This window comes from uncultured Maribacter sp. (genome assembly GCF_947496775.1).
GTDB lineage: Bacteria > Bacteroidota > Bacteroidia > Flavobacteriales > Flavobacteriaceae > Maribacter_B.
Genome location: NZ_CANMDU010000009.1, coordinates 133,949 through 147,822, shown reverse-complemented (window position 1 = coordinate 147,822; position 13,874 = coordinate 133,949). Strand labels below are relative to the sequence as shown.

At 31.3% G+C, this 13,874-nt stretch carries 13 protein-coding genes and 1 tRNA gene; 10 read left to right on the top strand and 4 right to left on the bottom strand.

Features of this window, described 5'->3' with window-relative positions:
- Window positions 1–80 precede the first annotated feature (80 nt).
- Complete coding sequence (locus tag Q0856_RS14495) at window positions 81–1,961, bottom strand: hypothetical protein (RefSeq protein ID WP_298506190.1); 1,881 nt, start codon at window positions 1,959–1,961, stop codon at window positions 81–83.
- Between the two features lie 267 nt (window positions 1,962–2,228).
- Here Q0856_RS14495 and Q0856_RS14490 point away from each other — a divergent pair, with 267 nt between their 5' ends.
- The 10 genes from Q0856_RS14490 (at window position 2,229) to Q0856_RS14445 (ending at window position 11,226) form a co-directional block, all read left to right on the top strand.
- Entirely contained in the window at window positions 2,229–3,599 is a 1,371-nt protein-coding gene (locus Q0856_RS14490) for a glycosyltransferase family 2 protein (protein WP_298506188.1), read from the top strand.
- A 275-nt stretch (window positions 3,600–3,874) separates the two neighbouring features.
- Window positions 3,875–4,738, top strand: coding sequence for a sigma-70 family RNA polymerase sigma factor (locus Q0856_RS14485; RefSeq protein ID WP_291870356.1), 864 nt, complete (start codon window positions 3,875–3,877; stop codon window positions 4,736–4,738).
- A gap of 164 nt (window positions 4,739–4,902) precedes the next feature.
- On the top strand, window positions 4,903–5,142 hold the full coding sequence (locus Q0856_RS14480) for a VF530 family protein (protein WP_298506186.1): 240 nt from the start codon (window positions 4,903–4,905) through the stop codon (window positions 5,140–5,142).
- Window positions 5,143–5,147: 5 nt separating this feature from the next.
- Window positions 5,148–5,597 (top strand): tRNA (cytidine(34)-2'-O)-methyltransferase, encoded by a 450-nt coding sequence (locus tag Q0856_RS14475; RefSeq protein ID WP_298506184.1) that lies wholly within the window; start codon window positions 5,148–5,150, stop codon window positions 5,595–5,597.
- 67 nt (window positions 5,598–5,664) lie between these two features.
- Complete coding sequence (gene rpe, locus Q0856_RS14470; protein ID WP_298506181.1) at window positions 5,665–6,324, top strand: ribulose-phosphate 3-epimerase; 660 nt, start codon at window positions 5,665–5,667, stop codon at window positions 6,322–6,324.
- A complete protein-coding gene (locus tag Q0856_RS14465) occupies window positions 6,324–7,289 on the top strand; it encodes a YpdA family putative bacillithiol disulfide reductase (protein ID WP_298506176.1) in 966 nt (321 codons plus the stop codon). The genes rpe and Q0856_RS14465 overlap by 1 nt, the downstream gene beginning before the upstream one ends.
- Window positions 7,290–7,476: 187 nt before the next feature.
- On the top strand, window positions 7,477–9,432 hold the full coding sequence (locus Q0856_RS14460) for a sensor histidine kinase (RefSeq protein ID WP_298506173.1): 1,956 nt from the start codon (window positions 7,477–7,479) through the stop codon (window positions 9,430–9,432).
- The gene (locus Q0856_RS14455) at window positions 9,429–10,073 is read left to right on the top strand and encodes a response regulator transcription factor (RefSeq protein ID WP_298479202.1); all 645 of its coding nucleotides are present in this window, start codon (window positions 9,429–9,431) and stop codon (window positions 10,071–10,073) included. The genes Q0856_RS14460 and Q0856_RS14455 overlap by 4 nt, the downstream gene beginning before the upstream one ends.
- 114 nt (window positions 10,074–10,187) lie before the next feature.
- Complete coding sequence (locus Q0856_RS14450) at window positions 10,188–10,574, top strand: hypothetical protein (protein WP_298506170.1); 387 nt, start codon at window positions 10,188–10,190, stop codon at window positions 10,572–10,574.
- A gap of 43 nt (window positions 10,575–10,617) precedes the next feature.
- On the top strand, window positions 10,618–11,226 hold the full coding sequence (locus Q0856_RS14445; RefSeq protein ID WP_298506167.1) for a zinc-ribbon domain-containing protein: 609 nt from the start codon (window positions 10,618–10,620) through the stop codon (window positions 11,224–11,226).
- 75 nt (window positions 11,227–11,301) lie between these two features.
- On the opposite strand, the gene Q0856_RS14440 is transcribed toward Q0856_RS14445, so the two are convergent.
- The 3 genes from Q0856_RS14440 to Q0856_RS14430 all read right to left on the bottom strand — a co-directional run bounded on the left by Q0856_RS14440 (window position 11,302) and on the right by Q0856_RS14430 (window position 13,842).
- Complete coding sequence (locus Q0856_RS14440) at window positions 11,302–13,008, bottom strand: PQQ-dependent sugar dehydrogenase (protein WP_298506166.1); 1,707 nt, start codon at window positions 13,006–13,008, stop codon at window positions 11,302–11,304.
- Window positions 13,009–13,307: 299 nt separating this feature from the next.
- Window positions 13,308–13,381 (bottom strand) — tRNA-Arg (locus tag Q0856_RS14435).
- 11 nt (window positions 13,382–13,392) lie between these two features.
- Window positions 13,393–13,842: a GatB/YqeY domain-containing protein gene (locus Q0856_RS14430; RefSeq protein WP_298506164.1), complete on the bottom strand. Its 450-nt coding sequence runs from the start codon at window positions 13,840–13,842 to the stop codon at window positions 13,393–13,395.
- Between the last annotated feature and the right edge of the window lie 32 nt (window positions 13,843–13,874).

Here is a 13,874-nt window from a genome sequence, read left to right as displayed (position 1 = left end):
TTAGAAATTTCTAATTGGGGTTTTTTATTCCTATATTTTAATAAACAAGGTATTGCTAATACTGAATTACATTTAATATACTACTTACAATTTTCACAATAGGTGTCTCTAAGATATTCATCTTCTAATAACTGAAAAGTAATCCCATCTTTTTCTGGAGAACTAAACAATTCACAATACCTAGATTTATTTAAATTTATAGCATTCAACATAATAGCTCTGTAATCATCTGTTTGTGTTAAATCTTCATCTACCACAGTTAGGTTTATATAATAAAACAGCAAATCCTCATTTACATCAATACTTCTTGCTTTATCAATTAATAAATTTGCCGCTCTATCTGTATTAGCATAATATGTTAAAAACTGAGCTAGATTAAAATAGTCTATATCCCTCAACGGAATTTTTTTATAGTTGTCATTTATATAAGCAACAGATTTGTCTTTATTTTCATAATCCCTTTTCCTCATATATCTTTCACTTTTAATAATGTGATAATTAACCAACATTCTATTTATTAAAGATTGAGAAATTCCGTAATTTTTAAGTTCCATTATCTCATTTTTAAACTTATTCTCATCTACAGGTTGGGCATTATATCTCCAAATTTTAAATTTTAAAACTGCTAAATTATACTTAACTCTACTATTCTTTGGGTCTAGTTTTAATAATTTTTCTAGCTCATTATTTACAATCAACAATTGCTTATCGCTAAGTTCATACTTAAATATGCTTCTATTATTAAGAAACCTAACATAAGACAACTGTTCAGGAACCTCCATCTTACGTAATAAGTCTGGTGAGCCTTCTAAATACTTCAATTTATTAAACAATGAATTTTGTATTTTAGTAGCTTCTTCTAAATTACCAGCTTTTAGCTCCGTATTAAATACATTAACAAGCTCCTCTGCCTTCATTTTTTTGTACTTATCTTTCTTTTCCAATGACAAAGTAATTACTGCTTTTCTATGATTTTTAAGAATCGGCTCCATTTCTGCAGAAAAACCACCTACTAGCTTACTTTTTAACTCTTGCTTATTAAGGTTCTTTAAACTATTATACTTAGTCCCTTCAATATCGTTTAGAAATTCTACCCAATTCTCAGATGTGGATATAGTGGTTTTAATTACTGGAGTCTGATAACTTTGTAACGCATTAGCAATACTATTAGCACGTTGTTTCTGTAATTCTAAATTACGCTCCAAACTCCCTTCAATAGATGAATACGCCTTAATGTCAATCGTTTTAATATTAAAATCCGTAAGACGTAAAGAATCATATAAAGGTTTTATATCCTCAGCTATATACTGCGACTTATTCTTTTGAAATGGAATTTTGAATCTAAGAGTTTTATATTTTATTTTATAACCTTCTTCTAATGAAGCTACCTTTTTATCATTGTATTGAATGGAATCTAAATACATACCCATATCTAACAAATCAAAACCATAAGATTTTAAATTATATATGGTATAATAATTACATAAATTCTTATTCCCTAAAAACAAAATATTATATTCCAACTCCTTACCTATAAGGCTTGATGGTAATTTACCTACCAAAACTCTAAATTTATCTCTATCATAAGGTTTTAAAGATTTTTTTAATCTTTCAGCATATACAGGTTTTAATACTTCTCCCTTAATTTGAGTACTCTCTGGAAATATCATGTCACAATCATAACGTTCTTTATCCACAATATCTACCGCTATACCATCTGTAGGATTTTTAAATAATAACTGAAACCATTTTTTATCATTGGTTACAAAATAAAGGTTATCACCCTCTCTTTTAATAGAGAAACTTACCTCTTTTGGCTTTTGTTGAAAAGCGCTAAAACAATCCTTACAATGTTGGTTTCTTATAGATTCTGACTTTGGGTAAACAATATCATATTGCGCAGTAAGATTACATATACTTAGAAAAAGAAAAGAAAATAGAATGGTTAGTTTTTGGTTCATTATTAACAATTTAAATATCAGAAATCACTTTTATATATGCGACAATAACGCAATTTTAATCTTGTTGAATTTACATATAAATTATAAAGAAAAATCATATAAAATTAAAAAATATTGAATTCAGGATTTCTTGCTTTTTAACATATGAAGTTTGAATAATATCGGTTAAATACCATATTCATAAAATATCCATAATTCTAAAAAATTAAAAATCCAAAAGACTATTTACTCCGTAATAAAAGAAGAACAGAACACTAAAACCCACAAATGAAAACGGAGAACACTAATCCAACACAATCAGATGAAACTAAAAACCCATGGGGTCTAATAGTTTTAGTAAGCACATTTTTATTAATGCTAGGTGCTACATATTTAGTTTATGTATTTCAAAGCGATTTTGACCAATTTAATGCAGAAAAATCAAGTTCTATTATAGGGAGAGCTTTTATGACCATTGCTGGAGTATTATTTGTGTTAAAAGCAATCTATTTTATATATGTATTATTTAGATATTTTAAATATAAAGCTATAGCATCTGTATCTGATGAAGAATTACCTACGTGTACCGTAATAGTGCCAGCATACAATGAAGGTAAGCAAGTGTACGATACTTTAATGAGTTTAGCTGATAGTGATTTTCCTAATGAAAAAATACAAATAATCTCTATTGACGATGGTAGTGGTGATGACACTTGGCAATGGATGCAAAAAGCTAAAAATAAATTAGGAGATTTAGTTGAAATATACCAACAACCAGAAAACAAAGGAAAAAGACACGCCTTATACCGTGGCTTTAATTTAGGAAAAGGAGAAGTATTTGTTACTGTAGACAGCGATTCTATTGTGGCCCCTGATACACTAAGAATCTTAGTAAGTCCATTTGTAACTAATGAAAAATGCGGTGCTGTGGCTGGGAACATTAGAGTTTTAAATAAAGCTAAAGCTCTTTTACCAAAAATGTTAGACGTAAGCTTTGTATTAAGCTTTGAATTTGTACGTTCTGCAGAGAGTAGTTTAAATTCTGTTTTCTGTACTCCAGGTGCTTTAGCAGCTTACCGTAGTACTGCTGTATTTGCATGCTTACCAGAATGGATTAATCAGACATTTATGGGACAACCGTCCGATATTGGTGAAGACAGAGCAATGACCAATATGATTTTAAAGCAAGGGTTCCACGTGCTATTCCAAAAAAATGCAGTTGCTTATACTAATGTTCCAGAAGAATACACCGGTTTATATAAAATGTTTATTCGCTGGGGAAGAAGTAATGTTAGAGAAAACATTCAAATGGCTAAATATGTATTTACAGATTTTAGAGAAGGCCCAAAGACAGGAACAAGAGTATTATTTATAAATCAATCTTTAAAGATTATAATGAGTTATCCATTTTTATTATTCATGCTATTCTTTATACTATCACACCCATTACTATATATAAGCTCTACATTATTAAGCATACTAATCCTATCCTCTTTTCCGGTTATATTTTACGCAAAACAATATGACTTTAAGGAATCTTTTTGGGCATATTCTTATAGTATTCTATACACCTTTGGTTTATTTTGGATTACACCTTATGCAATCGCGACGGCAAGTAAAAGGGGCTGGTTAACAAGAGATTTACCCATAAAAAAATAATTTGGGCCGCCTATTATACAACATTGCTAGTTTGTTTTAAATTTATAAAAGAAATACGAACTAGCAATTTTTCGTCAACATACATTTTCTTATTCCCTTTTTTGAAAGTTTTATTCTCTTTTTCCGACTAAGACTAAATACTACAGAGTACAAAAAAACCTTCTTTTTATGCAGTTTAACTAAAAAATGGTTTTTTTTTAATGCTTTTGTAACATTCGTAGCTTTTTTACGTATAAGTATATGCAGTCCATGCAAATTGAACTTAATTACATTAAATGAGACAGCTTAAGATTACAAAACAGGTTACCAATAGGGAAACCGCATCTTTGGATAAGTACTTACAAGAAATTGGAAAAGTAGACCTTATTACTGCAGATGAAGAAGTAGAATTGGCACAACGAATCAAGGCAGGCGACCAGATCGCTCTTGAAAAACTTACAAAAGCCAATCTTAGATTCGTAGTATCGGTTGCTAAACAGTACCAAAACCAAGGCCTTACTCTGCCAGACTTAATCAATGAAGGAAACTTAGGATTGATAAAAGCGGCACAACGTTTTGATGAAACTCGTGGTTTCAAATTTATTTCTTATGCAGTATGGTGGATTCGCCAATCTATCCTACAGGCATTAGCAGAACAATCGCGTATTGTTCGTTTACCATTGAACAAAATTGGTTCAATAAACAAAATAAACAAAACTTTTGCATTTTTGGAGCAAGCGCATGAGCGCCAACCTTCTCCGGAAGAAATAGCAAAAGAATTGGATATGACGGTTGATGATGTAAAACAGTCCTTAAAAAATTCTGGTCGCCATGTATCTATGGATGCGCCGTTAATTGACGGGGAAGATTCTAACCTATATGATGTACTTCGTAGCGGTGAATCTCCTAACCCAGATAGAGAATTGTTGCATGAATCATTACGTACGGAAATAGAACGTGCTTTGGAAACGTTAACTCCTAGAGAAGCAGATGTTATCCGTTTGTATTTTGGTTTAGCAGGACAACATTCTATGACTTTGGAAGAAATTGGTGAAACTTTCGACTTAACAAGAGAAAGAGTTCGTCAAATTAAAGAAAAGGCAATTCGTAGATTAAAACATACGTCTAGAAGTAAAATATTAAAGACTTATCTTGGGTAAACAAGACGCAAATTACCTGTTAAACATTCCTTAAATTGGAAATTTGGCATATAAATTGTAATTTGTGAAACATAACAACAGTTTATCATGACTGTTCGTTTTTTGATTGATGAATAAACTCCGGCTGATTACCGGAGTTTTTTAATTAAAAAAATAACCCCAAAGTGAACAACCTTAAAAAAACACCTGAAAATCAACCAAATAACCCATTGCATGGTGTTAAACTAGTTACAATCCTAGAAGAGCTCACCAAACTTTATAGCTGGGAAGAATTAGCCTATCAAATAAATATTAATTGCTTTAAAAGTAATCCTTCTGTAAAATCTAGTCTTAAATTTTTAAGGAGAACACCTTGGGCGCGAGAAAAAGTAGAACAACTATATCTTTACAGTATTAAAAAATAAAACATATGCCTTTTAATATTGTCCTTATAGAGCCTGAAATTCCAAATAACACAGGAAATATTGGCCGATTAAGCCTTGGAACTAGATCAACATTGCACTTAGTAAAGCCATTTGGTTTTGAACTTAGCGATAAACGAGTAAAACGTGCTGGGTTAGATTATTGGCAGCACTTAAATGTTCTAATCTACGAAAATGCTGATGATTTTTTTAGCCAACATAAAGGCAAACAAATGGCTTTTTTATCCAGTCATGGAAAAAAAAATCATTGGGACATTCCTTTTAAAGACGATATGTTTTTCATTTTCGGGAAAGAATCGGTGGGACTATCTAAATCTATCCTCGAAAAAAACAAAGAACAACTTTACAAAATACCTTTATACAGTAAACATATTAGAAGTTTAAATATAGCCAACGCAGTTAGTATTGTAGTTTATGAAGGATTAAAACACTTATAAGACCTAGGTTTTAATTAAGAACATACATTTACGTACTTTTGTGTAAAACAAACTAAGGTTCTACCAAATGAGCAAAACAAAGATTGCCCCATCCCTATTGGCTGCCGATTTTGGCAACTTACAACAAGATGTTGAAATGGTTAATAATAGCGATGCAGACTGGCACCATATAGATATTATGGACGGCGTGTTTGTACCCAACATTTCTTACGGAATGCCAGTTTTACAAGCTATACAAAAACATGCTACAAAACCATTAGACGTACATTTAATGATTGTTGACCCAGACCGTTATATTACTACTTTTGCGAATTTAGGTGCAGCTGTTCTTACGGTACATTACGAAGCGTGTACGCATTTACATCGTTCCCTACAAGCAATTAAAGCGGAAGGGATGATGGCTGGTGTAGCACTAAACCCTCATACTAATATTAATCTATTAGAAGATATTATAAATGATATTGATGTGGTTTGTTTAATGAGTGTGAACCCAGGTTTTGGAGGACAGTCTTTCATAGAAAACACATACAATAAAGTAAAATCTTTAAAAGAGCTAATTGTAAAAAAAGGAGCCACAACATTAATAGAAATTGATGGCGGTGTAACCTCTAAAAATGCTGCTGCACTTACTGCAGCAGGAGCAGATGTTTTAGTAGCTGGTAGTTTTGTTTTTAAAAGCAATGACCCAATAACTACAATACAAGAATTAAAAAACATAGCAGGTTAATGAATATTTGGGATGTTGTTATTATTGGAGGAGGTCCGATAGGAATTGCTTGTGGTTTGGAAGCTCAAAAGAAAGGACTTAGTTACGTAATTTTAGAAAAAGGCCCCATAGTAAACTCTTTATACAATTATCCCGATAAAATGCAATTCTTTTCTTCCTCCGAAAGATTAGAAATTGATGATATTCCTTTTATATCTACTGAAGCCAAACCCAAAAGAGACGAAGCGCTAGAGTATTATCGAAGAATTGTTACAAGCAACAAGTTGCACATAAATTTATTTGAAGAGGTTATAAACATACAGAAAGAACAAAATGTATTTACTATCTCTTCAAATAAAACCACCTACAATGCAACGCAAATTGTAATTGCCACAGGGTTTTATGATATTCCAAATTTACTTCAGGTCCCTGGTGAAGGCTTAAAAAAGGTGACCCACTATTACAAAAACCCGCACTACTACTCTGGTCAAAAAGTTGCAGTAATTGGCGCGAGTAACTCTTCTGTTGATGCAGCATTAGAATGTTGGCGAAAAGGAGCAGAAGTTACCCTAATTATTAGAGGCACTGAAATTGGACCTAGAGTTAAATATTGGGTAAGACCTGATATTATAAATCGTATTGAAGAAGGAAGTATTAGTGTCCACTACAACACAACAGTTAAAGAAATAACTCCGAATACTATTGTCATCGAAAATACCGATGGAGCAACAGTCTTGCAAAATGATTTTGTAATTGCCTTAACTGGATACCGCCCCAATTTTAAATTTCTAGAAATGGCAGGTATTGAATTATCCCAGGATGAAAAAAAATTACCAAAATATAATCCCAACACCATGGAAACTAATGTTTCGGGATTATATTTAGCTGGCGTTATTTGCGGTGGTATGGAAACTCATAAATGGTTTATAGAGAATTCTAGAATTCATGCTATACAAATCATGAGTTCTATCTTACAAAATAAATAACGAAATAAAATCCCTATTTTCAGGGATATATTTAATACTAACCACGGTGTTTTCTTATGGATTAAAAAGTACCAAATTTGTCTTTTACTAACCATAATGGTTAATATTAAAATATATGTATTCAAAAAAATAAAAAGTCATAAAGAGTCAAACACACATAATGCAGGTTCAAAAAAATAGAAGTTATATGAGTTTAATTTTTCAATTAAAGAACATATTCTTCTATATGGTATTATTTCCTATTTTGGCACTTGGCCAAGACACATCCATAGACACCACTAATAATAACGATAAAAAAATATACTTTGGCTGGTCTAAAAGAACAAATTCAAAATCATTAAAACCATATTTTCAACAATTAAAAAACACCGAATATGGAGTGCAACGATTCTCTGTATTTGAGCAATTAATAATACATCACACCCAAAAAAGTAACACCGATTCTATTTTACATTATAGTAACTTATACTTAAAAGAAATTGGAAATTGGGAAGAAACGGAACATGTTAAGCGAAGACACTACGCAAAAGTTCATTTTTACTTAGGTACAGGAAGTTTTATGAATGGCCTTATAGACAATGCTATAAAATGGCACATTAAAGGCCTACAAGATGCTGAAAATTCTAATTATACGGAATACAGGTATAAAAACAAATTAGGCTTAGCAAAATGTTATATTCAGCAATCTAAAAATGATAAAGCCATAACTATCCTAAATAAATCTTTAGATGAATTTTCTCCAGAATTCCCGTCTCTTAAAATAAAAAATAATATCCTTTTAGGAAAGGCATATCGATTTCAAAAAGAATACAATAAAGCGCACCTATTTTATAAAGATGCTTTGAAAATTGCTGACTCTTTACATGATATAGAGATGCAACTAACCTCAAATTTAGAACTAGCTAAACTAAATGAAGCGCAACAAAAATTAGAGCCCGCCTTTCAAGGTTATGAATCTACTAGAAATGAAGCCAAAAAAAATGGTTTCGACGCTATCTATTTTGAAGGTTCTTTATTATTGGCTAAATATTATTATAGCCAGGAGTATCACGAACTTGCTTTAATTGGCCTATCCATGGCATACATAAATGCTATAGATAGTGAAAACTTGCAATTTCAAAGAGAAGCACTTATTCTACAAGCCGAAAATTTTGCAAAACAAAAAGACTATAAAAATTCTTATGCTATAATGACCCAATTATTTGGTGTTCTTAATAAAATAAAATCCAGTCAGCAAAGAGAGATTATTAAAGAGCTCGAAATACAATATGAAACATTAGAAAAAGAAAAAGAAATATCTAAACTAGAAGAAGATCAAATTATAAAAGAGGCCGAATTAAAAAGGCAAAAAACTATAAAAAATGCTTTTTTAATAGGTTTCCTAATAATACTAGTTCCAGTGATTGGTCTTTTATATATGTATTACCAAAAACTACAAACACAAAGTGAGCTTACAAAAAAACAAAAAGAAATTAATGAGCAAAAAGTTACCTCTCTAAAACAAGAACAAGAGTTGAATTTAATAAAGGCTTCTATTGCCGGACAAGATGAAGAGCGTAAACGTATTGCTCAAGAATTACATGATAGTATCGGAGGTAATCTTGCAGGCATAAAACTTCAAATCTCGAGTATCCCAGATTCAAAAAGCAAATTGAAAAATATATCGCAACAACTAGATGATACCTATCAACTAGTAAGAGACATTTCCCACACATTAGTTCCTAAAAAATATAAACAGAATAATTTTACTGGTCTTATTAAAGAATACTTAAACAACATCAAAAAGACAGGTCAGCTAAATGTTGCTTTTCATCCTCATGGAGTAGAAGAATTAAATGGCATAAACGACAATATTCAAATGGAATTATTTAAAATAATTCAAGAATTAATGACTAACACTCTAAAACATGCTAAAGCAGAAAAAGTTGATATACAATTAAACTTCGTAGAAAAAGAAATTTCTCTAATGTTCGAAGATAATGGTGTTGGCTTTGATAGTAAAATAGCTAATGACGGAATTGGATTTAAGAATATTAAAAATAGAGTATCGCAATTAGAAGGACAAATACACATAGATTCTTTAAAAAACAGAGGTACTATAATTTCTATAGACATACCTATTAGCAAAAAACAAAAATCATGAAATATAATCTAATCATTGCCGATGACCATAAAATGTTTATTGATGGTCTTTTAAGTATTTTAAAAGATGCTCCCGAGTTTTCCGTAACATTAACGGCAAAAAATGGTGCGCAAGTTGTAAAATATTTAAGTATAAATAGCGCTGATGATATTCATTTATTAATTACAGATTTAACTATGCCCGAAATGGATGGTATAGAACTTAATAGAATTGTAAAAGAGAAATATCCCAAACTAAAAACACTAGTAGTTAGCATGCATATAGATGGCGGTATGATTGACAAACTTATTCGTAATAATGTAGACGGATATGTGCCAAAAAATGCTGAAAAAGAAGAACTTGTTTCTGCTATAAGAACTATAATAAAAGGAGAGAAATATTTTTCTAAAGAGATTAAACAAGCTTATACCGACGCAATGTTTGAAGAAAAAAAGAATAAAGAGATAGTTCTTACTTCTAGAGAAAAAGAAGTTCTTAAACTAATTGCAGAAGAAAATACTACTCAAGAAATTGCTGATATTTTATTTTTAAGTAAACATACTATTGAGAGCTATAGAAAAAATTTAATATCTAAACTTCAAGTAAAAAACCTTGCAGGCTTAACCAAACATGCAATTAAAATGGGACTTTTAGAAAATTAAATTTCAACAATTAAAATAACACCCCTGAAAACAGGGAGAAACATTTCACTTTTTGGAGTGGTTTTTTTAAGACTGATATTTCACAATTTTGTAGTGTTATAAAACATTACAATTATGAAATACCAAATTCTATTTATTACTATTACAGCCTTATTTGTTTCTTGTAGCAATGACAAAAAAACTACAGAAATAACAAAACAAGTATCTTCTTTAAAATCGGATATTTTACTGGAAAGTAATTCTTATCTTTCTTTAAACTCAGGAAAAAATAAAGAATACAAAACACTTTTTATTTCAGGAAAAAATCTCCTAAAAGGAACAGCTACTTATAAAGTAACTAACGAAAAAGGAGAAGAATTAAATTGTGAGACATTCCCAGCTGCTAAACTTATACAAGAAGAATACAAAACTGCGAATTCCACTCTAAAAGCACAACATTTAAGAGAAGTAGTAGAAGGTTTCTTTATGGAAGAAGATAATCCAAAATTTCATAATTTATAGTAAATTACTTTAATAAAAACCAACCAAAAAATTACAAAGTACCATGATTATATTCGGAAAAAGAACAGCATACATTGGCTCCAAAACATCCTCCAATAATATTATTTGTACTCATTGCGAAACCAAAGGAGAAATTATTTACAGTGTTTTTAGAAGTCATGCGCATATTTTTTGGATTCCAGTATTTCCTATAGGAAAAAGAGCAGTTTCAGAATGTCAACATTGCAAGAAAACACTAAGCTTTAAGGAAATGTCTCCTGAAATGAAAAAGGAATGTAACACTGTAAAAAATGAGATTAAGGGTCCCATTTGGCAATTTTCTGGTCTCTTTATTTTTGCCCTACTAATTGTTTTTGCCGGCTTTGCAGGGAAAAAAGATAAAGAAAACGAAGCTCAATACCTCTCCAGTCCACTTGCTGGGGATATTTACGATTATAAAACTGAAAATTCTCAATATTCAACTATGAGGATTATTCACGTTAGTGCAGACTCTGTCTATGTACAACTAAACGATTTTGAAATTGGAAGAAGTTCTAAAATTTATAAAATAGACAAAGAAGAGAACTATTCTAAAAAAGCATACGGTTATTCTATAGATGAAATAAAAACTATGTATGATCAACGAATAATAATAGACATTGATAGAGAATAAATTATATTAAAAACAAACCTAACATAATTCAAAAATTAAAGCCTAAACATAACGCTTAGGCTTTTTTAAGATATATTATTCTGCACCTATTTTACTCCTAACAACCCCAACTTCTTTAGAAGTGATTTTTTCATAATCATTTCCAAAACTAGATCTTACATATGTTAAAACATCTGCAATATCTTCATCTGAAAGAAAACGATGAGAAGCCATTATATTTCTATATGATTCTCCATCTACTTTCTCTCCTTCCATTCCATTAAGAATAACACCTATTAGTTTTTCTTTATCCCCACTGACCCAATCCGTTTGCGTTAAAGGAGGGTTTAGACCTTGTACTCCTTTTCCATTAGATTGATGACATGCTAAACAATACGTTTCGTATACTTTTTTACCTTTTATGTTTTCGCTTTCTACTACTTTATCTTCCTTATTAGTATTATTTACTATTACTGTTTTTTTAATATTTGCATTTTCACCATAATACATTACCCTCCATATTTTCCCATTAGACGAGGATACAATATACAATGAACCATCTGGCCCTTGTGCTAACCCCATGGGTCTATTAACGGCATCAGCAGGGTTCTTAACTTCCTCCATTCCAGCAAAACCATTTGCAAATATCTCCCAATCTCCTGTAGGTTTGCCATTTTTAAAAGGCACAAAAGCTACAAAGAATCCTTGTTGGGGCAGAGGAGCTCTATTCCATGAACCATGAAAAGCTACAAAGGCACCATTTTTATATCTACTCGGAAATTGATCTCCAGTATAAAACAACAAATCATTTGGTGCTAAATGTCCAGGGAAAGCAATTATAGGCTCTTTAATATTTGCACATAAACCTTGCTTTTTAGAATCTCCTCCATACTCAGGTCCTAATATTTTTTTATTTTGAATTTGATCATAATAACAATATGGCCATCCAAAATCATCCCCTTTGTCCACTTGCAAAAACTCTTCGGCAGGGAGTTCTGCATTTTGTTCTTCTGTGTATAAATCTGGCCATAATTGATTTAATTGATCCCTACCATGCTGCATGGCATACAAACTATTAGTCTCAAAATTCCAATCAATCCCCATGGCATTACGTATTCCTGTAGCATATCTAAAACCATCCTTACCATGCACCTGATTCAATTGATCCTTTTTATAACTCCAAATTCCTGCTTGTAACTCTAATTGTAAACAAGGGTTCATCCCTTTTGAACCAGGGCTTCTAGTCTCTTCCTGACAAGCATTCGTTGGGGAACCAACAGTAACATATATATTACCTTCATTATCGAAAGTAAAAGGCTTAGAAATATGATCATTTTGTTTTAAAAATCCTGACACTACCAACTCTTCCTTACTATCTGGCAAAAGTTGCTCATCTACTAAAGGATAACGAAACACCTCCATTGGAGAAGAGGCATATAAATATCCATCGTTAATATCTATTCCTGTGCCTATATAATCGGTAAAACCCTCTTTTATATCTGCTTTCCCATTTCCCGTTGTGTCTCTTAATGCAAATAAGCCGATTCCATTTACAGGTTTATGCATATTCACATAAATATCTCCATTATTTCTAACAACCATATGTCTTGCCGCTTTTCCTATGCCTTCATGAACTACAATAGCCCCGAAATTATTAGGAAAAATAATATCCCCGTTATTACTATCTGGACTAGGCAATACCGAAACAACATCTGTTGTTTTTTCTATTTTCTGATCTTTACAAGAAATACCTACTAATAAGCTTGTTAGCACAATAATTTTAAAAAAACATGTAGTTTTCATTTTAATCATTTGGATTTTGTTTCAAGAAAGTGTTAAAATAGGTAATCGAAAAACAATAAACAACAAAACTTAATTATCCAAGAAAAACTTATTTTAATAACTAATCTCTACAATCCCAATTAAACAAACAACCACATAACATTTTTCAATTTTACAAAAAACCCTTTTCACAAATTTGACTTAAAAAGTCATATTTATTCTTGAGCATGGAAGATTTTATAGCATAAACAATCTATTTAACAACAAAATAGAAGAAAATAAAAAAGTGCTTAAACCCTAAAGTCTAAGCACTATATTAGTGACCGCGAAGGGATTCAAACCCCCAACCCTCAGAGCCGAAATCTGATGCGCTATTCAGTTGCGCCACGCGGCCATTACAATGTTTTAAGAAAGTATTTTTTTAACTATAGTAGAAATCGTTTTACCATCTGTTTGACCCGATAATTCTTTAGAAACCATTCCCATAACTTTCCCCATATCTTTCATACCAGATGCTCCAATAGACTCTATGGTTTGCACAACTACTTTCTCTACTTCTTCTTCTGTTAATTGCTCCGGTAAGAATTGTTCAATAACAGCTACTTGTTTTAATTCTGGTTCGGCTAAATCTTCTCTTCCTTGCTCAGAAAATATAGCAGCACTATCTTTTCTTTGCTTTACAAGTTTCTGCACCAATTTTACTTCCTCTTCTTCTGAAATTCCTGTACCAGAACCTGTTTCAGTTTGGGCCAATAACAATGCCGACTTTATTGCTCTTAACGATTCTAAAGCAACAGAATCTTTTGCTTTCATAGCAATTTTCATCTGTTCCATAACCTTTGATTGTAAGCTCATAACTGTAAAAATTTAGAAATGCGAAGATAAAA